Source organism: Marinagarivorans algicola (assembly GCF_001292705.1).
GTDB classification, from domain to species: domain Bacteria; phylum Pseudomonadota; class Gammaproteobacteria; order Pseudomonadales; family Cellvibrionaceae; genus Marinagarivorans; species Marinagarivorans algicola.
Window position 1 is genome coordinate 26791 of the sequence record NZ_LGAK01000027.1, and the last position, 22719, is coordinate 49509.

Here is a 22719-nt window from a genome sequence, read left to right on the forward strand (position 1 = left end):
TAAAGCGCACTTATTCTGCGCGGGCTTTAACATGAATAGGGCCAAAAGCTTCGGTTTGCACCAATTCAACTAAGGTTTCTTTAATAAGCTCTAAAACAGCTAAAAAAGTCACAACCACACCCAAGCGCCCCTCCTCTACGGTAAATAGCTGAATAAAAGGCACAAACTGCTGCCCCTTTAATGTTTCAAGCACTTGTGTCATTCGCTCACGCGTTGAGAGCTTTTCTCGGCCGACTTGATGGCTCTCGAACATATCCGCTCTACGCAGTACTTCACCAAGGGCAAATAGGAGCTCTTTCATATCAACATCAGGCTCGGGCTTGGTGAGATTGCGATCTGGCGCGCTGGCCTTCGCTATATGAATATCACGATTGAGCCTTGGCAGATCGTCAATATCTTCTGCGGCTTTTTTGAAGCGCTCATACTCCTGCAGACGTCTAATCAGTGTGGCTCTAGGGTCTTCTTCCTCTTCACCGTCTTCAGTGGGTGCTCTGGGCAACAGCATTCGCGACTTAATTTCAGCGAGCATCGCAGCCATTACCAAGTACTCAGCAGCCAATTCAAATTGAATGGACTCCATCATATCAACATAAGCGACATATTGTTTGGTAATCGTCGATACGTCAATATCTAAGATATCGAGATTTTGACGACGAATCAAATAGAGCAATAGATCGAGCGGGCCCTCAAAAGACTCAAGAAACACCTCGAGTGCTTGCGGTGGTATATACAAGTCTTTAGGTAGCTCGGTCATCGCCAAGCCATTGACCAACGCAAACGGCATTTCAGCTTGTGCTGGCACATCGCTTTTGGCAGTTGGTTGTTCGGCAGTATCGGTCAAAAAATGACTCCAGTGGATAAAACAGGCAAGTATAAACCCGAGCCCTGAAACTAACTACACAAAACTCACGGTATTTACAGGTTACCCTGTAACCAACACGCCCGATAAGTAGAAATACACAACAGCACTATACGGGAGGCTTTTCCGACGACTCAAAAAACTGAATAATGACATCCAAATGCCGATCGAAGTATTCAAAGCTATGATTGCCGCCAACTTCAACCCGCATTTTACAGCGCATATAGCGCGCCTGTGCATCCCGATAATCTAATGTTTCATCGCCTGTTTGTAGTAAAACATAATAATTTTGTGCACGTTTTATGGTTGGGCAATCATGATCTTGCAGGCACTGTAAATCTTTAGCCTCAAGAATATAGGTTTGCGTAGAGTAATAACTTTTGAGTGTTTGCCCTAAAAAATGCTGAAAACGCATGTGTGGTGCTACTGCTGGATTAACTAAAACAGATCGCACATTGTAGTATTCTGTCAGCCACGTGGCCCAATAACCGCCTAAAGAGCTCCCGATGCAATAGAGTGTTTCATTTGTGTGAACGAACTCTTGCATGATCTGCTGAAGCGTAGCTTTGGCTTCGCTTGGGTAAGCCGAAAGTTCGGGGCAAATATATTGCCACTGCGGCCTATGCTGTGTTAGCCAGCGCTTGACTTGTAATGCTTTAGTCGATTGGGGTGAGCTTAAAAAACCATGACAATATAAAACCGCTGGCATATCACGAAATAACCTACAGAGACTGCATGAAAAAGGGCCGTAAGATCTACACCCTCAAGTGAAGACTAATAGCCCGAAGAGCTAAGATCGACATTATATGAAAAGCCTTCTACACGATTCACATAAGTCCCAATACGACCATCGTCATGAAGCTCAAACACCCGATAGCCAGGCATTTTTTGATCTACTGTAAAATCATCATTGCGCGGCTTAAACTGTACGCAAGTGGAGGGGGTGGCAAATAATTCCACGGTGCCTCGGCGCATATAAAAATCTTGATGAACATGCCCCCATACCACACCCTTCACATTAGGATGGCGATCAATAATATCAAAAAACGCTTCAGAGTTAGCCACTTTATATTGATCTAGCCACGCGCAGCCCACGGGAACCGGTTGATGATGCATCATAACGAGTGTGGGTGACTCGGGTCGTATAGCCAGTAATTTTTCTAGGCGAATTAATTCAGACTCTGGTAGCTCACCGCGCTCTTCAAAAGGCACTCGCGAGCTTAATAAAATCATGCGCCAATCACCAACCCCCACAATATGGCTCAAAGGTTGTGGTAAATTTTTAACGCGCATACCGGCTGGATCATCGTGATTACCCTCTAACCATGCCAATGGCATGCCTGGAAGATACTCGCGTACAATCTGCACAAAGCGCTGATAGCTGGGGCGCTTACCGTCATTGGAAATGTCGCCGGTTGCTACAATTAAGTCAAAAGGCGCAGCACCTGGGTGTTTTTCATTAATAGCCGTCAGTACATCGCGTAAGCTTTGCTCGGTATTAATGCCGAGTAAAGACTCATCGCCGTCACTGCCTAAATGGCTATCGGTTATTTGTAGCACACGTAGAGCGCGCTCAGGAAGTTGGGTCACGTTGGCACCTAAGTCCATGACTGTTCACCTAATATTATTTTCATTACTATGTTATGAATTTTGCCCGAGCGCTACGGCTAAATCGATGCCCACAATAATGTTATGGGAGAGGATTCACAAAACCTGCTGGGGAAAGACCAAGTTTGCGACAATGTACCAACCACTCGCCTAAAAAGCGATTGAGCGCGAGCTTTTCGTCTCGATGATACATTTGCCTGTTGGGGTAACTATACACAGGATACCAGTATCGGTGGTTGTTCCAAGCGACAACTTCTGCCATTTTGGCGTCATGATATAACCTAACTGTCAGCTTTGGCGCGCATATATAGCTTTTTGTTTTTTCTGACTGTGAAATTTGCAGGGTGGTTGTGTAAGGTGCGAGCTCTATACGTGTCACATGGATGTGCATACGCGAATAAGGCGGTGCAACCGCGGCAATCTCAAAATGCCACTGAGTTTGCGCTTGTCGACAATAAGGAAACAAAGCCATACACAGATAAAAATTGAGCTCGCACTGCGTGTGGTGACCTTTTAGGCTTACCACATAATCATCGGCTAGCTTATTTAGCGATCGATTAAAGACAACCAAGCGTCAATCTCTGCATAATGGCTTTCTCTTGGGTTTATATTGTGTGTAATGCGCGAGCTTTTAGTGCTTCGCGATTCAGCGCTAACCACTGCAGGCCAATCAGTGTAGCAGCGTTATTCATTCGACTATCGAGCATAGCATCCAGTACTGGCTGAGCCTCAAATACACTGAGTAATATGTCTTCGTTTTCACTGTCTAGGCCATGAATGCCTCCCGCAAGACTCAAATCACACTCGGCACAATACAAATGAATTTTCTCATTGCAAGCGCCAGGCGTCGAGTAGTATGCCGTGATTTTATGTAGCGCTGTGGGTGTTAATCCCGCCTCTTCTCTAATTTCCCGACGAATGAGTGAATCTGGAGATTCATCAGGCTCAAGCATGCCGGCAACTACCTCCAAACACCAAGGTCCATACTCTGAGTCTAAGGCCCCTGCTCTAAACTGCTCAATTAAGCCGATCAAGTCATTTTTAGGGTCGAATAAAACCGCTGCTGCCGCTTCGGTTTTGGTAAACACCTCTCGCTCTATATTACGACTCCAACCACCACCAAACAAGCGGTGACGAAGAGTATGTACAGTCAATTCAAAAAAACCGCTAAAGGCGGTTTTTTTGCTGACAGTCTTTACATCGGCGCGTGTAAAACGCGCCGATGTAAAAGAGGCTGATTGCTCCTTGTTGTGACCCATCACACACTTATACCTTGTTGTAAATTTCACTACCGCCTTCGCGGAACTCTTGCGCCTTCGCTTGCATCTCCGCTTCAACGTCAATCATTTTAACCACCTGCTCCTCACCAATAGCACTGATGTCACTACCGTGCTCAGCGGCATAGTCTCTCACTTCTTGTGAAATTTTCATCGAGCAAAATTTAGGACCACACATCGAACAAAAATGCGCCACTTTTGCCGATTCTTTAGGTAGCGTCTCATCGTGATACTCACGCGCAGTATCAGGGTCTAACCCTAGGTTAAATTGATCTTCCCAGCGAAACTCAAAGCGCGCCTTAGACAAAGCATCGTCACGTAATTGCGCACCAGGATGCCCTTTTGCTAAATCAGCGGCATGCGCTGCTAATTTGTAGGTGATGATGCCAACTTTCACGTCATCTTTATTAGGAAGGCCTAAATGCTCTTTGGGTGTAACATAACACAGCATGGCACAACCGTACCAAGCAATCATGGCAGCTCCAATACCCGAGGTAATATGGTCATAGCCTGGGGCAATATCAGTGGTTAATGGGCCTAACGTATAAAAAGGCGCCTCGTGGCAAACTTCAATTTGCTTATCCATGTTTTCTTTAATCATATGCATAGGCACATGACCTGGACCTTCGATAAAGCACTGCACATCGTGCTTCCACGCTAACTTTGTTAAAGCGCCAAGCGTTTCTAGCTCGCCAAACTGTGCCTCATCGTTGGCATCAGCCACTGAACCCGGGCGCAAGCCATCGCCTAATGAAAAGGTGACATCATACTGCTTCATGATTTCGCAAATATCTTCAAAATGCGTAAATAAGAAGTTCTCTTTGTGATGCGCTAAACACCACTTAGCCATGATAGAGCCACCACGAGAAACAATCCCTGTAACACGCTTAGCAGTTAAAGGCACAAAGCGTAATAGCACGCCGGCATGGATGGTAAAGTAATCAACACCCTGCTCACATTGCTCGATCAATGTATCGCGGAAGATTTCCCAAGTTAAGTCTTCGGCTACACCATTGACTTTTTCGAGTGCTTGGTAGATAGGGACTGTGCCGATGGGCACATGCGAATTACGTACAATCCACTCACGGGTTTCGTGAATATTTTTGCCTGTTGAGAGGTCCATAATGGTATCAGCGCCCCAACGGGTACCCCATGTGAGCTTCTCGACTTCTTCTTCGATCGACGATCCTAGCGCTGAGTTGCCAATATTGCCGTTAATTTTCACTAAAAAATTACGACCAATAATCATGGGCTCAACTTCGGGGTGGTTAATGTTTAAAGGGATTACGGCACGGCCGCGCGCGACTTCGCTACGCACAAATTCAGCCGTGATTTCATCGGGAATACTGGCACCATAACTTTCACCTTTATGCTGCGATTCTAGCAGACCTTGCTCGGCCGCTTGTACACGCGCCATATTTTCACGAATCGCAATGTATTCCATCTCAGGGGTAATAATGCCTTGGCGAGCATAGTGTAGCTGCGTGACGTTTTGGCCAGCTTTAGCGCGACGCGGGCGATGCTGCAAATCGAAGCGTAACTTAGCGAGCTCTGGGTCGTTGAGTCGCTCATTGGTGAATTCAGACGAGTATTTTTCCAGTACTTCGGTATTCGCACGTGCTTCAATCCAAGGGGTGCAAATTTCTGGCACACCTTTACGCACATCGACGGTGACACTGGGATCGGTATAAGGGCCCGAGGTGTCATAAACCCGTACGGCAGGGTTGATTTCTCGCCCTTTGTCTGTGACCGTATCCGATAAGCTGATTTCACGCATGGGAACGCGAATGCTAGGCGATGATCCTTCTATGTGAATTTTTTTTGAATTGGGAAAGGGCTGAACCGAGGCTTCATCAACCTTGGCCGTTTCACTTAAAAATTCCACTACGTTGTCACTCATAATTCACCTATGTTGAGGTCAGTTTTCACTAAAGTCAGTGTTATTCAAATATTTTCTGGGTTGTAAAACCCTGCACAATGAAGAGTCTCACCAATAATGTGCAAAGTGATGTAAAGGGCCGTGTTCGGAGACTACGTTTAAACGCCCAGCCGCAGCTAATGCGCCTTGCAAATGGTTTTTGGCAGCACTAACCGCTTGCAGCAATGTTAAGCCTTGCAGAAGCCCTGCCGCAATGCCGCTGGCTAAAGTACAACCTGTACCATGCCCGTGAGGCGTCTTTAGTCGGGCTGCGGTGAATGCTTGTACGTTGATTTGACCTTCTGGGCCATCGGGAAAAGCCAAATAATCACTACATAAGCGGTTATCTAAGCTGTGGCCGCCTTTTAATAAAGCCGCCGAAGCCCCTAAATCTAAGAGTGTGCGAGCTTGTAGGTCATAGGTTTCGTGAGTATCCGCCGGTGGTACACCCAGCAACTGCGCAGCCTCTTGAATATTAGGGGTTATAACTGAAGCGATAGGTGTAAAAACCTCACGGTAAAAAGCAATAACCTCATTAAGGCCTTGGCCATCAGTACATAAATCGGCACCGGCACTGGCTTTAAAAACAGGGTCAATAACCACAGGTAAACCGCTGTCGTGCAAAAAATCGGCGACAATCTGTGCGATAGCTAAATTGCCCATCATGCCAAGCTTGACCACCCCTACAGTGTAGGTTTGTGTGACGGCGCGTATTTGATCGCGCACCAAACTCGCTGGCATCGCAAAAACACCGTCAACGCGGCCAGCGCCTTGTGCCGTAACGGCCGTCACGACCGAGCAGGCATAAGCGCCCATCGCGGCACAGGTTTTAATATCAGCCTGAATACCTGCGCCTGCGCAAGAGTCGCTCCCTGCGATACTTAGTACGACAGGGCTTTTTTTAATATCATGTAAAGTGGGGGTGCAAGGCTTTACCACAAATGCTCCAACGTCTGTAAGCCAGATTAGGTAGCATAGGACGGTAGGCACAAATAAAGCACATAAGCATATGCAGAAGAAGTGATCTCGTTCCCTACGCCGGCACTAACCGGATCAGGTCGACGGGTTTACTCTCAGCACACATAGTGCACCCCGACAAGACAATGGCTGTTACTTTACTGAGTTAGTTGATGAAGGTAAAGGCCAAATCATTATCCAGCGAATAAGGCGCCCCAAAAAGCACACTAAAGACTGATTTTTAAGACTGACCTTGCGACTTTATGGCCGGGAATAAGTTGTTAACAATAACAAAAATAACGCCAAAGACTTCTAATATTGTACTGGTGGTGTAAAAGCGTAAGGTTAATTCATCAAAGCTCAACCAGCCTAAACCATGGCCAGCAAAGACAATATTCATGACAACCAGTTGCCCAATTAAAATACCGATAAACCAGTAAGCATAGGTTTTTTTTAGCTTGCGATCAGATTCTTGATCGAGCTCATCCTGCGAGAGCTTAGGACTATCGATTAGCTTTGCTGCGTTTTGACGCTTAAACAGCGCGTCAGCGGTGGGTCTTTCCACTAGACCTTGATGGGTATTCATTTTATTTTGATCGATAAGTCATCTAAACGGTAACGCATAGCCGATAGTGATACACCGAAGTACTCAGCTAAGCCATACAAATTTGCCGTCTTTTTAGCTGCCATGTCACGCACTTTAGCCATCGGCATAAGCAAAGCGGCGGCAAAGCGATTGGCGCTAATTTCTTCAGGGTCTGTGCCTTGACTCGACATATCATTGCGATAATCCACATAGTCAATCACTTGATCTTCGAAATGGCCGCGCTCAAGGCGATACACATAATGCCCCAACTCGTGACTACAGGTAAAGCGCTTACGACTTGGTGAATCATCGCCGTGGAGCATAATGACGGGGTCTTGCCCCGCTTTTTTGAGTAACGCTCCAGCGATATCATCAGGCAATTCAGCATCAATAATACGAATTCCCATAGCGCGACCTACGGTAATCGGGTCAACCGGAAATCCTCTGCCGTGCCAATAGGTATCACGTACTTGGGTGGCTAAGCTTTCAGCGCCTTCAGTGGTAAGCTTTACATGGCTCATTGTGTTTATATTGCCTGTATTCATAGTGTCTATGACCTCCAAAGTTAAACCTTTAGGCTTAAATGCTTCATGACTCAGTTCTTAAGAACAACCTCTAGCTCACATCACGGTTAATATTGCTAGTGTAGAGGCATGAAGCCGGCGCCCTATATACTGAATAACGCCGGTTTGCGATATCACACAGCTCTTTATTGCGAAGGTGTCTCGAGTAATGTACGGTATTCTTTATCGAAGCGCTTGGCAACTTTTTTGCCGACACCGCCGAGTGTATCAATAGCGTGGCGTAAACGGGCGCGCGTCATATCTGAGCCCAATAAGGCCATGGCATCAGTGACCGAAATAGACGATGTGGTACCACTAACAGCCACAAATATAGGTGCTATAAAGTCTTTCATTTTAAGCTCCATAGCATCTGCAATAACCTTTAACGCAGGAAATATGGCGTCTTTATCCCACTCAGTTAAAGCTTCTAGCTGCCACAAACTAAATTGTAATACTTTAAGGCGCGCTTGCTCATCAATTTTTAAGCCATCAAAGCTCGCTGGTGTTAAGGGCAGATTACCCGCCAGCATAAAGCCAACTAATGGCATAAAATCACTTAGCGTATTCATGCGCTTTTGCACATGGGGTAAGACGGCTAGCATATTTTCGCGATTTAACGCCCACTGGGTTAAGCGATCTGCCAAAGCCTCTTCATTTAAGTCTTCTCTGATCCACAAGCCATTTAACCAATTGAGCTTTTCTAAATCAAATATGGGACCACCTAAAGAAACGCGCTGAATATCAAAGTTTTCTTGCATTGTTTGCAGGCTAAACTTTTCACTTTCATCGGGCATTGACCAGCCCATACGACCCAGATAGTTTAATAATGCTTCGGGCAAATAGCCCATGCGCTTGTAATATAAAATACTGGTGGGATTTTTACGTTTGCTGAGTTTTGATTTATCGGGGTTACGCAGTAGGGGTAAATGGCAAAAAACGGGAGTATCCCATCCTAAGTATTGATAAAGCAGCATATGCTTAGGAGCTGAATTAATCCACTCTTCACCACGAATGACGTGCGTAATGCCCATTAAATGATCATCGACCACGTTGGCCAAATGATAGGTTGGCATACCATCTGATTTCAATAGAATTTGGGCATCCACTTGCGACCAATCTAATGTAATTTCGCCGCGTAGCATATCGCTAACAGGGCAAGGACCTGCCTCTTCCGGGACAACCATGCGCACTACAAACGAAGAGCCTTGGGCTTCACGTTTAGCGACTTCATCGGCAGGTAGCTGCAAGTCACTCGGCTTTATGGCCGTATGAATACCCGCCTCTTGACGCGAGAGCCGCAAGGCATCTAGCTCTTCACTGGTGCGGTAGCATTTAAACGCTTTACCTTGTGCTAATAATTGATCAACGTATTGTCCATAAATATCTGCGCGCTCGCTTTGACGGTATGGCCCTGCATTACCGCCATTATCGGGGCCTTCGTCCCAATCGAGCCCCAACCAACGCAATGAATCTAAAATAGCTTGTTCAGAGGCGGGGGTTGAGCGCGCTTGGTCTGTGTCTTCTATGCGCAAGATAAACTCGCCGCCGTGTTGGCGTGCAAAACAATAATTAAAAAGCGCAATATAAGCGGTACCTACATGGGGGTCGCCGGTGGGGGATGGAGCAATACGTGTACGTACGGTCATAAAATATCCAATATTGGATGCTACGCTAAGCGCTGTAAGCATCTTTAATGTGAGCGTCATTTTGACGGCGATTATAGCCGATATCTCAATAAAATCAGCTGTAGGTCAATCGCTTAAGCCATAAAAACGTAAAAAACTGACTTTTAGAATGCTGAATACACAGCGCGCTCAGAGCTGGTAATTGCCGCTTGTAGCATTGCGCATTACACTGCACCTTCTATTTTCAATTTAACGCATAAATTATGACAACACTCGAACTATTACACAGCCGCCGCTCGGTTAAAGCGGCCGACATGGTAGCCCCTGGGCCCAATGCACAAGACCTCCAAGATATTTTACAAGCCGCTCATAGAGTGCCTGATCACGGTAAAATTGGGCCGTGGCGGTTTATTGTATTTAATGAGGGCGCACGCCAGCTATTTGGTCAAACACTGAAAGATATTTATGCGGCACAAAACCCTGAGGCTAGTGCGAAGTTATTAGAGCATCAACAAAATTTATTCTTGCGCGCGCCAGTGGTTATTGCCGTTATCGCCAGCCCCGATCGAGCGCATAAAGTGCCCGAATGGGAGCAACACTTAGCTGTCGGCGCAGCCTGCCAAAATTTGCTAATAGCAACCCATGCACTGGGCTATGTGGGTCAATGGTTAACGCAGTGGTACAGCTACAACGACGAGGTCAATCAGGCGCTTAAGCTAGCCTCGCATGAGCGTATTGCCGGCTTTATGTATTTAGGCAGTGCAACGCAAGCGCCAACCGAGCGCGAGCGCCCAGATCTGAGTGAACGTATAACCCACTTCCCCACAAGCTAAAAGTCAGATAATCACCCTCACATAAGAGGCCTCTTATGAGTGCTAACATCGAATTTCATTCTTTAAATATTTGCGTTTTAACCATCTCTGATACACGTACTTTTGATAACGACACTTCGGGCAACACGCTACAAACACTTTTGGAGGAAGCCGGCCATACGGTATATGATCGAAAATTGGTCAAGGATGATATATACCAAATGCGCGCTACCGTAAGCCATTGGATTGCCGATGCGCAAGCGCAAGTTGTCTTAATGACCGGCGGCACAGGGTTTGCCGGTCGCGACAGCACGCCAGAGGCTATTCAGCCACTGCTGGATAAAACCATCGACGGCTACGGTGAGCTATTTAGGCAGCTCTCTTATGATGATATTGGTACGTCAACTATTCAGTCGCGAGCTTTTGCCGGCTTAGCCAATCGAACACTTATTTTTGCACTACCTGGATCAACGGGTGCTTGTACACTAGGTTTTAGCCACATTATTCAACCGCAAATTGATAGCCGCACACGGCCATGTAATTTTTATGGTCAAATAAAATTTATACCTGAATCCATGCCGTAGCTCATTTTTCATTGATGGTTAAAACCGCACCTTATCAAAAACAATATTCCCCAACATTCTACGTAAACCTTAAAACACATTCTATTGACTCTAGCCATTAAGGAGCCGCTTTGCTTAGCATTCAACAGGTGCAAACACTATTAGCCCAGACCCCTAGCCTCAAGGTATCATCCATTGCGATTAACCTCGATGATGCACTGAATTACCGCATTGCAGAACCTCTTGTGGCACAACACAATGTACCGCCAGCGGCTAATAGCGCCATGGACGGTTATGCGTTGAATCTTGAAGATTTAAAGCGCAATCATTTTCAGCTGCCGATCAGCCAGCGTATTACCGCCGGTTGTGCACCGTTGCCATTACAAAAAAACACCTGTGCACGCATTTTTACAGGCGCGATGATTCCTGAAGGTGCAGATACCGTCATTATGCAAGAAAACACCACAATGACCGATAATGGCATCTTATTCGACCCCAATAAAGCCTATATTGCCGCCGATAATATTCGTCCTAAAGGTCAAGATATAACACTTGGCAGCTCACTCGCGACGACTGGCACCAAAATCACACCCGCGCTGTTAGGTTTGCTGGCTTCACAGGGATTCGCGACTATCAACGTGCAAGCTCCGTTAAAAATCGCATTACTAAGCACTGGAAACGAAATTGTTGCACCGGGTACACCTTTAAAGACAGGTCAAATTTATAACTCTAATCGCTACAGTGTGGGTAGCTTATTAAAGCAGTGGGGCCAAGTTGAGCTGAGCTATCTTGATGTTGCTGACACCTTTGAAGATACCTGCCAGGCGTTAAAGAGTGCCGCTCAAACACATGATCTCGTGATAAGTTTTGGGGGGGTGTCGGTCGGCGAAGAAGATCATGTTAAAGACGCCGTCGCCGCGTTAGGTCACGTTGAACACTGGAAGGTCAAGCTTAAGCCAGGTAAACCCCTGATGATAGGCAGGCTGAATATCACACCTTCTGTTGAGCCTAATAACATGTCGAGTCAGGTAGCTTGCAGTACCTCAAAAAGCGTTCCTATTCTTGGGTTACCCGGCAACCCGGTATCCGCTTTCGTGACATTTTTATTATTTGCTAAGCCCCTACTCACAGCCTTAACTGGCGGCACGTTTACCCCAGCAAGCCCCATACAAGCGCCTATTCACTTTGCTGTATCACGCCCTAAAAAACGGCCTGAATATTTGCGCGTCACCACCACCGACGGACAGCTAACGCCTTGCAACAATCAAAGCAGCGGGGTTTTAAGTTCATTATATGCGTGTGATGGCTTAGCTTTTATTCCGGAAGAAACACTTTTACACCACGGCGATAGCGTGGATTACTATCCGCTTGAAGTGTTAATGTCTCGCGCCTAGCCGCGAGACCAGTTAAGTGCCCAATTTCGGCACCTCTGAATAGTTACCATTTATTTAGCATATCATTCAACCCATAGGGAACGCCCATGACTTTGTCAGCTTCAACCGCTCATATAACAACGACCATCGAGAGCCTTTGGATATATCCCGTAAAGTCGCTGGCCGGTATTGCTCTAACGCAATGCGAGATAACCCCGCATGGCTTAAAAGGCGACAGGCAGTGGATGATTGTTGATGATCAAGGACTTTTTGTTAGCCAGCGCAAGTTACCGGTAATGGGCTTAATCAAGACCCATCTCGAACCCGATAACACATTAACATTATCGATTGACGAAGAAATAAGTGCGACAAAACCTGCACAGACGGCAACGGTCAAACGCTCAATCTCCCTTCACCCCGATGAATGCCAAACGCCTTGTCGCACTTGGGTTTGGCAAGATGAATGTCCTGCTCGTGAAGCGCCGACCACTGTTAATGCTTGGCTAAATCATCAGCTTCAATATAAAAAGCCTGTGCGCTTGGTGTACTTTGATAAAACAGGCAGTAGACCGCAAGATACCGCCCGTTTTGGCGACAATACCCCTTTTTTTGCCGATGCAGCGCCGCTACTTTTATGCAATAGTACAAGCTTACAAGCTTTAAACCGTGCTTTACAGCCTGGCAATACGAATGATCACAATGGTGATGATGACCTTACAATGGAGCGATTTAGACCCAATATTGTGATCGCGACTCAAACCGCCTTTGATGAACATGACTATACCCGCGGCAGTATTGAGCTGGAGCATCACGCACAGGCACAAGCTCCTATAACAGATACAACGATTGACCTTCAGCTGATTGACCACTGCCAGCGCTGCTCGATGATTACACTGAATCCTCGAACGGCTAAAAGCCAAAAGGCTGTGGCTTTATTTGACGCCTTAAGTCGCTTAAACCCTATGCCAAACAACCCTAAAGCCCCTGCTTTTGGAGTAAATTGTACAATCGATATGACAAACCACTCAACGCCGCCAACACTCAAACAAGGCGCGGCTTTTATGCTATCACGCTAAAATACAGCGCTTAAAAACCACGGCTCACGCCGAGCCCTAACGGTCCGTTTTTTAAGCCTTCGATGCTAGCTGGCTTAGGTTTCACATCCACTCAATGCATCACTATTTAGCAGTACCCGCATTAATTAGCCGCGTATGCAACACTATTTACGAGTGCGATCGAAGCGTTAACTTCATTTAACCCATAGACGACTATTCATCCATAGACGACTATAGATCGATATTGGTTTTATTCATTCAGATAGCCCCAATAGTCGGTGTGCTGTTCAAGAGTTGCTAAGACTCAGCTACACGCTAAAATAGCGCCTTAACCGGATAAGCGACCCGCAAAAACATTAAAAAGAGATCGAGCCATGCTTGCTGATATTGCTAAACAAATTGCTCAAGATGTATCTGGCGCTGTAGAGCGCGCAAAAGCGGATGCCCCCATCAATAGCACACAATTTCAAACATTACTCCAAAGCGCACTGCGTAAATGCAATGTTGTCACACGTGAAGAGTTTGATGCACAAAGCGCCGTACTCATGCGCACCCGCGAAAAACTCGAAGCTCTCGAAAAACAAGTAGCTGCACTAGAAGACGCCATTCATCAACAGGCGACATCTAATGATTAAAATAGCCACCAAGGAGCCTAAAGTAAAAGGTGATAGCTGGCCACTTTATCAGCGGTTATTTACTTACACCAAGCCCTATCGTCATTTTATGTTGCTGTGCTTAATCGGCTTTATAATTATGGCTTCCATGGAGGTCGTCATGGCCAAAATGATGGAGTATTTTGTTGATGGCCTAACCACCCGTGATAAACAATTGATTGTTTTTATTCCTGTTGCCGTGGTTGTCGCTAGAATTATCCATGGTGTAGGCACCTTTTGCGGTAACTATTTTATTAGCCGTGTGGGTTTAGGCGTAGTGAATGATATGCGTAAGGCACTTTTTGCTCACCTGGTGGCGCTACCTTGTAGTTTTTATGATGCACGCAATAGTGGTGAATTGGTTTCTTTAGTAATTTACAATATCGCCCAAGTGACAGGCTCTGTCACGCAAGCGGTCAAGATTGTTTTGCGTGATGGCTTTACTGTCATTGGGCTACTGGCTTACATGTTTTATTTAGAGTGGAAGTTAACCCTCGTATTTTTAATTATGGCACCCATGCTAGCGGGCTTAGTCAGCATCGCGAGCCGGTACTTTAGGCGTGTGAGCCGGAGCATGCAGGTTACCATGGGCGATATCAGCCATGTCACTAACGAAGCGTTACAAGGCTACAAGTTGGTAAAAAGTTATAATGGGCAGCGCTATGAATGCGAGCGCTTCAACAAAGCCAGTAACGAAAATACACGTTTAAGCACAAAATATGAGCGCGTTTCGGCACTGCAAGGCCCTATTTACCATACCGTTATTGCTATCAATTTAGCCCTCATACTTTTTTTAATTCTATTATTTTGGCAAGACTCTCCAGGCGCTGCGCTTTCTTATATTACCGCTGCTGCCATGATCGCCAAACCCATCCGTCAGTTAAGCTCAGTCAATGAAGTTATTCAAAAAGGCTTAGCTGCGAGTGAGAGTATTTTTACTGTACTCGATATGGAAAAAGAGCAATCTACCAGCTCCGAGCAAAAGACTCTAGATGTCTCACAGGGTCAAATAGACTTTCACCAAGTCAGCTTTAGCTACGGCGAAAAAAGAGCGCTCAACAACTTTACACTTAGTATTCAGCCAGGCCAAACGGTGGCGCTAGTCGGCCAGTCTGGTAGCGGTAAGAGTACACTTATTAGTTTATTACTTCGTTTTTATGAGCCACAATCAGGTCACATTACGATTGACGGGCAACCGATTAATGCTGTCACACTACAAAGCCTGCGCGCCCAAGTGGCGTTTGTGAATCAACAAACGACGTTATTTAACGACACTATCACCGCCAATGTGGTGTATGGCAGCGCAGCAGAGATAGACGCCAAATCGCTCCATCACGCAGCCGATAACGCTAATGCCATAGATTTTATTGAAGCGCAAGAATTAAAGTTTGATACTTTGATTGGTGAAGCTGGCGATCGATTATCGGGCGGCCAACGCCAACGCTTGGCCATTGCGCGGGCGCTATACAAAGATGCACCCATTCTGGTTTTAGATGAAGCAACATCGGCCCTTGATAATGAGTCAGAGCAACTGATTCAAGAAGCTTTAGAAACACTGCAGCAAGGGCGGACCACTATCGTGGTAGCTCATAGGCTCTCGACCATCGAAAAAGCCGATGTGATTGTTGCTATGCAAGATGGCAACATCGTTGAAACCGGCAGCCATCAAAGTCTGCTAGCACAACAGGGATACTACGCGTCACTGCATGCTAAACAATTCGAGGGCTAATTACTTCAGCATACTCATTGATATGGACTTTATGGTGTAAGGGTGTCGAGTTTGAATGTCAAACGCCACTTGAGCATCATAGGTTTATCTCTACTACACAACCTCATGATCAGTCAGCGCGCATATCACCAATACGGTTAATAAAGTCGCTGATTTTAGTCTGGCTACCATCGGTGCTATTGGGGTTACGCATCTCGCTGAGGCGATCAGCTAATTGGCCAACAATGGCTAGGTCTTGGTGCATTTGCTCGGCGAGTTGATTCGCCTTGTCCAACTCAATCATAAAATGACCCAGATCAACTAAAGGCTGATTAGCCGAAGGCTGTTTTGCAGCTTGACTGGGGTTATCGTAGGCGCTTTGCACCTGCGTGTTACTCGTTTGCGTCAGTTTTAATGAGAAGTCTTTGATTTCACCGGTATCAAAGCCCATATTCATGGCTTGATCAAAGGCTTGCTCTAGGTTGCCACCAAAGAAGCTCTCGGCCACGTTATTCACCTGACCGAGCAAATCATTTATCGCGTTGAGTTCATCCTCATCAAGCTCACCGTTTACGCTAAAAGCAAACGTATTTTGTTCGGCATAACTCACCTGAGAACCGCCCTCGCCTTGCTTAAACTCCCCCGCCTTTAATGCACTGGCTAAAATGTCAATTTTATCGCCATCGGCTGTTGTTAATGAAAAGGCAAAAGTGTTTTCTTGTGCCGCAAAACCACTGAAGCCCGCTAAGTTTTGCGCACCAAACACTGGGGCTGCAGGTGGTGTGGGCTCAGGCCTTGACTGAATAGTTTGCACAGATTGCTGCTCTACAAGCTCCGCTTGTGCTTCTTTTATTGCGGTACTGTCTAAACCGAGCTCATCGGCCTTGTCGGCTAAACCCGCTAGCACCTGCTCTTTCGTTTGCAGAATATCGCTACGAATCTCTCCAGTAAACTCGCTCATCGCTGACAACTGTTCAAAAGCCTCATCAAAGCCTTGTAAAAACCCCTCTAAACCTGACTCTAAACGCGATTGCAGCTCTTCTGGACTTGAGCCATCGGCAACATCACGGCCTAATTGCCCTTCTATCGCCGATAAAATAGTGCTAGCAAAGGCATTGTTTTGCCCGTTTGATGAGGTTGCTTTGGCTGTTTGTGTCGCCGCTGATGCCTCAGCAGCACCTAGAGCCGGCGCTTCAGATGACGAGGCACGCATGGAGGCTTGGCTCAGTGTAACATTGACACTAGAAGAGAGCTGAGCGCTGGGCTTAGCTTGTTGCCCGCCCTCGACAGGTGCTTTTGCTTGGCTTGGCAGCGGCTGAATACCTTGACTAGATTGCTGAAACGCCAACTGAGAATAGTGTGTCGTAATATTCATAAAACCCCTTACCCAAGTCGTGGAATCTTTTTGTCTGATTATTCGCCTGAGTGCTTGTTGTTGTGCAAATGTAAGCCGAGCTGAAGGCCACGCCGAGAGTAACCTCGTGTAACCTCAACGCTAGCGCAAACACATTGAAAGCAAAAAACGCTAATGCAAAGGTTTTCGGCGACTTAAACAAAAAGTTTAAGAGGGTTTTGGTCTTAGCGGCGTATTTTTAGTTTCGATACCCACTATACAGCTGTAAAAATGGGTCTTTCCTTAGCCCTTTCATCATTTAATTTAGTAAAAACCATGCCAGAAACGCCACTGTTCCGATGACAATGGCCGCACCGACCAGTAGCTTAATGCCATCACCTTGACTATCTTGACTGGCTTGTCGGATAGGCTTTGCTGCTACTGTTGCTTTTGGTCTAGCTGGCGGCGCTTTACGAACGGGAGCGGTAGTTGCTCGACGTTGAATGTGTTCGGGGGTCACCGCTTGTCTTATTTGCGTATCATCTAAGGCTGAACGCAATGTAGTCACCTCTTCTTTTTGCGAGGCTCCCTCTACACGAAACTTTAATGTATCAAAACCAATTTCATCGCCGTATTTCAATGTTACATATTCAATGCGTGCACCATTGACAAAGGTACCGTTCGATGAATTTAAGTCTTCAACGGTTAAAATCTCCCCAATAACGGTGAATTTGGCGTGCTTTCTGGAGAGGTGCGTCGCTGGAATACAAATATCACACTCTTTAGAGCGCCCCAATAACATTGAGCCGGCCAGTGCTATATTTTCACTTTTAGCCAACGTTGTATTGAGTGGTCGCAATTGCCATAAAATATCATCCGAGGCTGTACTCTCGGCTGTGCGCATCTGCGTTGCCTCGGTACTTGTCAGCATTGCCTTTTTAGCCGACTCCTGCTTGGGGTCAACAACCTGAATAAAGACTGTACCTATCGTTATCTTGTCTCCGGGCTGCAACGCTATTTCTTTGGTGACAGGAATATTATTAACACTCAGTATGCCATTTGTTGCCGTTTTAATCAGAGAAATAACGTCGCCTTCAACAGAAATCTCTGCGTGTAAAGGTTCAATATTGCGTTGAGTCAATACGCAATCACAGTCATGATGACTACCAAAAGTATACTTCGGTGCTACCAACCACATAGGGGGCTTAGTATTACCGGTAAAGCGCAGCTGAAGCATAAAATCATGTTCCTGGGGCAAGTGGGCTTTTTTCATATTAAGGCGCACTTTATAGCAAACACCTTTAATTACCACCAGCCGCATCACATTCTTGTATTTAAGAACTGACAGATGGGTATATTTGGTTTAGTCTCGTTCCTAACTACAACGAATATAGCGTCGCCTGAAGACCCATGCCTTTACCTTACTTTAGTGCTCAAACCAATGTTGGCCTTGTCCGCCGCAATAATGAAGACTCTATTTTAGAGAATCCTTCCTTAAAGCTGTGGGCGGTTGCTGATGGTATGGGGGGGCATGCTTCGGGTGAAATTGCTAGCGCTATTGCTAACAGCACCATTGAGCAAGCGGTCAGCGATGGCGCGAGTTTGCCAGATGCTGTGCAACAGGCCCACAAAGCGGTGCTCAATGAAGCTAGTGCGCGCCCGCAATATCGAGGCATGGGTTCGACGATTGTAGCTGTGCACTCTTCAGGGCATCAATATCAGGTTGCTTGGGTGGGTGATAGCCGTGCTTACCTATGGGGTCAATCAAACTTAGGACGCCACCTGGAGCAACTCAGTACCGACCACTCTTATGTTCAAATGCTCTATCAGTCGGGGGCGATTACAGCAAAGGAAATGGCCACTCACCCTGAACGCAATGTTATTACACAATGTCTGGGCTCTTTAGAGCTCAGCGCCTTGAAGGTGGATAGTGTCGATAGAGAGTGGAACAAAGGCGACTGGCTGATTTTATGCAGTGACGGCCTAACCGATGGTGTGAGTGATCAAGAAATATGCAATATCCTGAGTGCTCACGATCATATTCCTAGCGCAGTCGATGCACTGATGGCCGCGGCCTTAACTGCCGGTGGTCGAGATAATATATCGGTGCTCATTGTCAGTCGTCCACCGACGGGCTTTAGTCGTATACTCCGTGCACTAGGCGTTTAATACGCCAGCGGCACTCCCGTTGTGCTCTCTTTTTAGATTTCACCATTACCTGTTTTTATCAACCTTTCGCCTCCTGCTCCGCACAGCATGTTATCGCGTGCAATAATATTGTGCACATACAAATATTTAATTGTAAATCAAGACTCTAATTTGCTCTCTTTTAATACAAACATCCCCTGATAAATGCACTATTTTTGGGAATAAAGCGTGATTGAGTAACGATATTGTTTTTTTACAGTGATTGGCATACCCCATGCTTAGGACTTAGCGCTCAATGTTTAATAACCGCTAGCTATTACAGTCACTCACTCAAAACAGGTCGTTTATGAGCTCCTCAAAACTTAATATCATCGATTTTAGTCAGTCTAATATTCGCCTCTTACATTTAACATGGTTTGCGTTTTTTTTGTCATTTGTCGTGTGGTTTAGCCATGCGCCATTAAAACCACTTATTATGGAAGCATTTGACTTAACTGGCGGGCAATGGAAAGCCTTGTTAATTCTTAATGTTGCACTCACAATCCCAGCACGCATCATTGTAGGTATTCTTGTTGATAAATTTGGTCCGCGTATTGTCTATAGCCTTCTCCTTTTTTTATCCGGTCTCTTATGCTTAGGTTTTGCATCAGCGCAAACGTATGAGCAGCTCGCACTTACTCGTTTTTTATTAGGTTTTGTCGGCGCAGGTTTTGTTATTGGCATTCGTTTAGTGGGTGAATGGTTTCCTGCTCGTCAAGTGGGGCTTGCCGAAGGCATTTATGGCGGCTGGGGTAACTTTGGCTCAGCTGCGGCAGCTTTTACTCTACCGAGTATTGCCTTAGTTGTTTATGGTGGTGAAAATGGCTGGCGTTATGCTATTGCTAGTACCGGTGTGGTGGCTATGATTTATGCTTTTTTCTTTTATTGGCGCGCACGTAATACCCCTAAAGGCTCGACGTATTTTAAGCCTAAAAAATCAGGCGGCTTAGAGGTGAGTAACCGCCGAGACTTTTTCTTTTATCTGGCAATGAACCTCCCTATGTACCTTATACTCGGTGTCTTAGCTTGGAAGCTATCGCCAACGGGAGTCGGGTTACTATCAGCAACTACCACCAATATTTTGTATGCACTGTTAGTCGCCCTGTGTGCTTTCCAGTTTTCACAAATTTATAAAGTCAATAAAGAGATGCTTGCATCAGGTGGTGTTGAAGCGCATAACCGATATAAATTTAAGCAAGTGGCCATTTTAGATTGGGCTTACTTTGTGACATTTGGCTCTGAGCTTGCGGTGGTGTCTATGCTGCCCGCATTTTTTATGGAAACATTCGAGGGGGTTTCTATTTCAACTGCTGCGGCCTTAGGTGCCGCTTTTGCGTTTATGAATTTAATCGCGCGCCCTGGCGGCGGCTACTTAAGCGATAAGTTCGGTCGCCGTAAGTCAATGAGTTTTTTTATCATAGGTTTAAGTATTGGCTACTTTGTATTATCGCAGGTCAACGGTGATTGGCCTATTGTATTTGCTGTGTTGGCGGTCATGTGTTGCTCTTTTTTTGTGCAAGCTGGCGAAGGCGCTGTGTTTGCTATTGTTCCTCTTGTTAAGCGTCGCATGACGGGTCAAATTGCAGGCATGGCAGGTGCTTTTGGTAATGTGGGTGCGGTTACCTTTTTAACAGCGTACAGTTTTGTTGATGCTTCTACCTTTTTTATGATTATCGGTGCTAGTGCTTTAGTGGTATTTGGCATTGTGCAATTTTTAGAAGAGCCTGAAGGCCACATGGCTGAGGTTCATGCTGATGGTACGGTTGAGCGCATTCAACTCACCTAGTGTATTATTAGGTGCGCTCTGGTCAACAGGTTGAAGCTACGGTTTGTTTTACGAGTAACCTCCGATGAGACTTGCCCACGCTGTTACCGTAATTATTAGCAATAAAAAGGAGTCTAATCTCCTTTTTATTGCACCGGCTATTCGCACCCACATAACACCACCTCAACTAAATCGTGCATTGATTAACCCAAAGATAATTATCATTTTTGAACTAAGATATTCGGGGATGGTATAAAACAGCTATTGAAAATGGTCTATATTGACCTTCGGCATGATATATGCGCTTTAATTCGCGGTAATAAGGCGCAATGGCGACGTGTTTCGCTTAGAAATATCGATTACAGTCTGGAAATAATTCAAAAAAAAGCCCGCACAGCTTGTGTGCGGGCTTTTTGCGGCTCTGGTAATTTGAGCTCTGGTTATTTGAATGATGCCAGCAAGTCTTTTGCGCCCCAATGCGGGAAGTGCTTGCGCACAAGCGCGTTAAGCTCTATTTCAAAGGCGCTATAATCAGTGGTGGCCTTATTGTCAGTCTCTTTAAGGGTATGCGTTACCATCCCGGCGCCTACGGTGACATTAGTAAGTTTATCAATAATAATAAAGCCGCCAGTTGAGCGGTTATTGACATAAGGGTCGACCACAACCGCTTGCTCAAGCTGTACATCGACCAAGCCAATATCATTTAGTGCTAGGCTGTCCACTTGACTGTGCGCTTGAGTATTCACATCAATACGATGATTTACCCGACTAACCATGCCATTAGTGACTTTACCGGCAAACTTAAACTGGTATTCACGGCCTGCGGTCAGTGATTTTTCGGCCATCCACACGATATGCGCTTCAAGATTGTTGGCTACCGCAACATCGTCATCGGCTTTTACAATCATATCGCCGCGGCTGATGTCGATTTCATCATTCAGTGTTAGCGTTACCGCCTGCCCTACAAAAGCGCGGTCAAGGTCACCATCATGCGTCACAATCCGCGCCACCGTACTGGTTTTACCCGATGGCAGTGCTTTGATTTTATCGCCCGGCTTCACCTCGCCCGAGGCAATCGTGCCACAAAACCCCCGAAAGTTTAAATTGGGGCGATTCACGTACTGTACGGGGTAGCGAAAATCCTGCAGGTTTTTATCGCCAGCAATTTGCACTGACTCTAATATTTCCATTAAAGTTTCGCCTTTGTACCAATCGCTGCGCTCGCTACGATTGACTACGTTGTCACCATCTAATGCTGACATCGGTACAAAAAAGTACTCGTCAATGTTTAAATTTTTGGCAAACTCGTTGTAGTCCGCTTTGATTTTTTCGAACGCGGCTTCGTCAAAATCGAGCAAGTCCATTTTGTTCACCGCAACAACAACATGCTTAATGCCCAATAAAGAGGCAATATACGAGTGGCGACGTGTTTGCGTCACCACGCCATAGCGCGCATCAATTAAGATAATCGCCATATCGCACGTCGAGGCGCCGGTTGCCATGTTGCGCGTATACTGTTCATGGCCTGGGGTATCGGCAATAATAAATTTACGCTTAGCTGTTGAAAAGTAGCGATAAGAGACATCAATGGTAATGCCCTGCTCGCGCTCGGCTTGTAAGCCATCAACAAGCAACGCCAAATCGATTTTTGCGCCATTGGTGCCGTATTTGACCGAATCAGACTTAATTGCATCTAATTGATCTTCATAAATCATTTTTGTATCGTGCAGCAAGCGACCGATTAAAGTCGATTTGCCATCATCAACCGAGCCGCAGGTTAAAAAGCGCAATAGTTCTTTGCGCTCGTGCTGGGCGAGGTATTCGTTAATATCTGTAGAAATTAAATCGGACTGGTGACTCATAATTGCCTCTCGCTC

The 22719-nt window shown here is 46.0% G+C and carries 21 protein-coding genes and 1 riboswitch; of the genes, 8 read left to right on the plus strand and 13 right to left on the minus strand.

Annotated features, from left to right (window positions below; genetic code table 11):
- Positions 1 to 10 precede the first annotated feature (10 nt).
- The 10 genes from AC438_RS10320 to gltX all read right to left on the minus strand — a co-directional run bounded on the left by AC438_RS10320 (position 11) and on the right by gltX (position 9414).
- Complete coding sequence (locus AC438_RS10320; protein ID WP_082354096.1) at positions 11 to 784, minus strand: segregation and condensation protein A; 774 nt, start codon at positions 782 to 784, stop codon at positions 11 to 13.
- Between the two features lie 184 nt (positions 785 to 968).
- Positions 969 to 1568 (minus strand): YqiA/YcfP family alpha/beta fold hydrolase, encoded by a 600-nt coding sequence (locus tag AC438_RS10325; RefSeq protein ID WP_053981183.1) that lies wholly within the window; start codon positions 1566 to 1568, stop codon positions 969 to 971.
- Between the two features lie 65 nt (positions 1569 to 1633).
- Complete coding sequence (gene cpdA / locus AC438_RS10330; RefSeq protein WP_238376367.1) at positions 1634 to 2449, minus strand: 3',5'-cyclic-AMP phosphodiesterase; 816 nt, start codon at positions 2447 to 2449, stop codon at positions 1634 to 1636.
- Between the two features lie 100 nt (positions 2450 to 2549).
- On the minus strand, positions 2550 to 3038 hold the full coding sequence (locus AC438_RS10335; protein WP_053981185.1) for a DUF1249 domain-containing protein: 489 nt from the start codon (positions 3036 to 3038) through the stop codon (positions 2550 to 2552).
- Between the two features lie 34 nt (positions 3039 to 3072).
- Entirely contained in the window at positions 3073 to 3726 is a 654-nt protein-coding gene (locus AC438_RS10340) for an NUDIX domain-containing protein (protein WP_053981186.1), read from the minus strand.
- 7 nt (positions 3727 to 3733) lie between these two features.
- Positions 3734 to 5644: a phosphomethylpyrimidine synthase ThiC gene (gene thiC, locus AC438_RS10345; protein WP_053981187.1), complete on the minus strand. Its 1911-nt coding sequence runs from the start codon at positions 5642 to 5644 to the stop codon at positions 3734 to 3736.
- Positions 5645 to 5731: 87 nt separating this feature from the next.
- Positions 5732 to 6601, minus strand: a complete 870-nt coding sequence (gene thiD / locus AC438_RS10350; protein WP_053981188.1) for a bifunctional hydroxymethylpyrimidine kinase/phosphomethylpyrimidine kinase — start codon at positions 6599 to 6601, stop codon at positions 5732 to 5734.
- Between the two features lie 74 nt (positions 6602 to 6675).
- Positions 6676 to 6767, minus strand: a riboswitch (TPP riboswitch).
- Positions 6768 to 6860: 93 nt separating this feature from the next.
- A complete protein-coding gene (locus tag AC438_RS10355) occupies positions 6861 to 7205 on the minus strand; it encodes a hypothetical protein (protein ID WP_053981189.1) in 345 nt (114 codons plus the stop codon).
- Positions 7202 to 7750 (minus strand): ImmA/IrrE family metallo-endopeptidase, encoded by a 549-nt coding sequence (locus AC438_RS10360; RefSeq protein WP_202904746.1) that lies wholly within the window; start codon positions 7748 to 7750, stop codon positions 7202 to 7204. Before AC438_RS10360 ends, AC438_RS10355 begins: the two co-directional genes overlap by 4 nt.
- Before the next feature lie 164 nt (positions 7751 to 7914).
- Positions 7915 to 9414 carry a glutamate--tRNA ligase gene (gltX, locus tag AC438_RS10365; protein ID WP_053981190.1) on the minus strand — a complete coding sequence of 500 codons (1500 nt, stop codon included), beginning with the start codon at positions 9412 to 9414 and terminating at the stop codon, positions 7915 to 7917.
- Between the two features lie 242 nt (positions 9415 to 9656).
- Between gltX and AC438_RS10370 the strand changes: the two genes are divergently transcribed.
- From AC438_RS10370 to msbA, 6 genes are all read left to right on the plus strand, one after another.
- Positions 9657 to 10226 (plus strand): nitroreductase family protein, encoded by a 570-nt coding sequence (locus AC438_RS10370; protein ID WP_053981191.1) that lies wholly within the window; start codon positions 9657 to 9659, stop codon positions 10224 to 10226.
- A 35-nt stretch (positions 10227 to 10261) separates the two neighbouring features.
- The gene (moaB, locus tag AC438_RS10375) at positions 10262 to 10789 is read left to right on the plus strand and encodes a molybdenum cofactor biosynthesis protein B (RefSeq protein WP_053981192.1); all 528 of its coding nucleotides are present in this window, start codon (positions 10262 to 10264) and stop codon (positions 10787 to 10789) included.
- Positions 10790 to 10899: 110 nt separating this feature from the next.
- The gene (locus tag AC438_RS10380) at positions 10900 to 12162 is read left to right on the plus strand and encodes a molybdopterin molybdotransferase MoeA (protein ID WP_053981193.1); all 1263 of its coding nucleotides are present in this window, start codon (positions 10900 to 10902) and stop codon (positions 12160 to 12162) included.
- Between the two features lie 86 nt (positions 12163 to 12248).
- Positions 12249 to 13217 (plus strand): MOSC domain-containing protein, encoded by a 969-nt coding sequence (locus AC438_RS10385; RefSeq protein WP_053981194.1) that lies wholly within the window; start codon positions 12249 to 12251, stop codon positions 13215 to 13217.
- A 353-nt stretch (positions 13218 to 13570) separates the two neighbouring features.
- Positions 13571 to 13831, plus strand: coding sequence for an accessory factor UbiK family protein (locus tag AC438_RS10390; RefSeq protein WP_053981195.1), 261 nt, complete (start codon positions 13571 to 13573; stop codon positions 13829 to 13831).
- Positions 13824 to 15578 carry a lipid A export permease/ATP-binding protein MsbA gene (gene msbA, locus AC438_RS10395; RefSeq protein WP_053981196.1) on the plus strand — a complete coding sequence of 585 codons (1755 nt, stop codon included), beginning with the start codon at positions 13824 to 13826 and terminating at the stop codon, positions 15576 to 15578. Before AC438_RS10390 ends, msbA begins: the two co-directional genes overlap by 8 nt.
- 109 nt (positions 15579 to 15687) lie before the next feature.
- On the opposite strand, the gene AC438_RS10400 is transcribed toward msbA, so the two are convergent.
- Together AC438_RS10400 and AC438_RS10405 are read right to left on the minus strand one after the other, a co-directional pair.
- Complete coding sequence (locus AC438_RS10400; protein ID WP_053981197.1) at positions 15688 to 16932, minus strand: DUF5610 domain-containing protein; 1245 nt, start codon at positions 16930 to 16932, stop codon at positions 15688 to 15690.
- Positions 16933 to 17209: 277 nt separating this feature from the next.
- Positions 17210 to 18127 carry an FHA domain-containing protein gene (locus AC438_RS10405; protein WP_054112719.1) on the minus strand — a complete coding sequence of 306 codons (918 nt, stop codon included), beginning with the start codon at positions 18125 to 18127 and terminating at the stop codon, positions 17210 to 17212.
- Positions 18128 to 18300: 173 nt separating this feature from the next.
- On the opposite strand from AC438_RS10405, the gene AC438_RS10410 reads away from it, so the two are divergent.
- Both AC438_RS10410 and AC438_RS10415 read left to right on the plus strand, forming a co-directional pair.
- On the plus strand, positions 18301 to 19059 hold the full coding sequence (locus AC438_RS10410; RefSeq protein ID WP_053981199.1) for a PP2C family protein-serine/threonine phosphatase: 759 nt from the start codon (positions 18301 to 18303) through the stop codon (positions 19057 to 19059).
- 325 nt (positions 19060 to 19384) lie between these two features.
- Positions 19385 to 20863 (plus strand): NarK family nitrate/nitrite MFS transporter, encoded by a 1479-nt coding sequence (locus AC438_RS10415; protein ID WP_053981200.1) that lies wholly within the window; start codon positions 19385 to 19387, stop codon positions 20861 to 20863.
- 419 nt (positions 20864 to 21282) lie between these two features.
- Here AC438_RS10415 and cysN read toward each other — a convergent pair whose 3' ends face one another.
- The gene (gene cysN, locus AC438_RS10420; protein WP_053981201.1) at positions 21283 to 22704 is read right to left on the minus strand and encodes a sulfate adenylyltransferase subunit CysN; all 1422 of its coding nucleotides are present in this window, start codon (positions 22702 to 22704) and stop codon (positions 21283 to 21285) included.
- Positions 22705 to 22719: the final 15 nt, after the last annotated feature.

Coding starts and splice junctions, on each gene's coding strand:
- AC438_RS10320 (WP_082354096.1), bottom strand. CDS start 784: ATGCCGTTTGCGTTGGTCAATGGCTTGGCGATGACCGAGCTACCTAAA.
- AC438_RS10390 (WP_053981195.1), top strand. CDS start 13,571: ATGCTTGCTGATATTGCTAAACAAATTGCTCAAGATGTATCTGGCGCT.
- AC438_RS10405 (WP_054112719.1), bottom strand. CDS start 18,127: ATGCTTCAGCTGCGCTTTACCGGTAATACTAAGCCCCCTATGTGGTTG.
- gltX (WP_053981190.1), bottom strand. CDS start 9,414: ATGACCGTACGTACACGTATTGCTCCATCCCCCACCGGCGACCCCCAT.
- AC438_RS10415 (WP_053981200.1), top strand. CDS start 19,385: ATGAGCTCCTCAAAACTTAATATCATCGATTTTAGTCAGTCTAATATT.
- moaB (WP_053981192.1), top strand. CDS start 10,262: ATGAGTGCTAACATCGAATTTCATTCTTTAAATATTTGCGTTTTAACC.
- AC438_RS10385 (WP_053981194.1), top strand. CDS start 12,249: ATGACTTTGTCAGCTTCAACCGCTCATATAACAACGACCATCGAGAGC.
- cysN (WP_053981201.1), bottom strand. CDS start 22,704: ATGAGTCACCAGTCCGATTTAATTTCTACAGATATTAACGAATACCTC.
- AC438_RS10400 (WP_053981197.1), bottom strand. CDS start 16,932: ATGAATATTACGACACACTATTCTCAGTTGGCGTTTCAGCAATCTAGT.
- AC438_RS10410 (WP_053981199.1), top strand. CDS start 18,301: ATGCCTTTACCTTACTTTAGTGCTCAAACCAATGTTGGCCTTGTCCGC.
- msbA (WP_053981196.1), top strand. CDS start 13,824: ATGATTAAAATAGCCACCAAGGAGCCTAAAGTAAAAGGTGATAGCTGG.
- thiC (WP_053981187.1), bottom strand. CDS start 5,644: ATGAGTGACAACGTAGTGGAATTTTTAAGTGAAACGGCCAAGGTTGAT.
- AC438_RS10370 (WP_053981191.1), top strand. CDS start 9,657: ATGACAACACTCGAACTATTACACAGCCGCCGCTCGGTTAAAGCGGCC.
- AC438_RS10355 (WP_053981189.1), bottom strand. CDS start 7,205: ATGAATACCCATCAAGGTCTAGTGGAAAGACCCACCGCTGACGCGCTG.
- AC438_RS10340 (WP_053981186.1), bottom strand. CDS start 3,726: ATGGGTCACAACAAGGAGCAATCAGCCTCTTTTACATCGGCGCGTTTT.
- AC438_RS10360 (WP_202904746.1), bottom strand. CDS start 7,750: ATGAATACAGGCAATATAAACACAATGAGCCATGTAAAGCTTACCACT.
- AC438_RS10325 (WP_053981183.1), bottom strand. CDS start 1,568: ATGCCAGCGGTTTTATATTGTCATGGTTTTTTAAGCTCACCCCAATCG.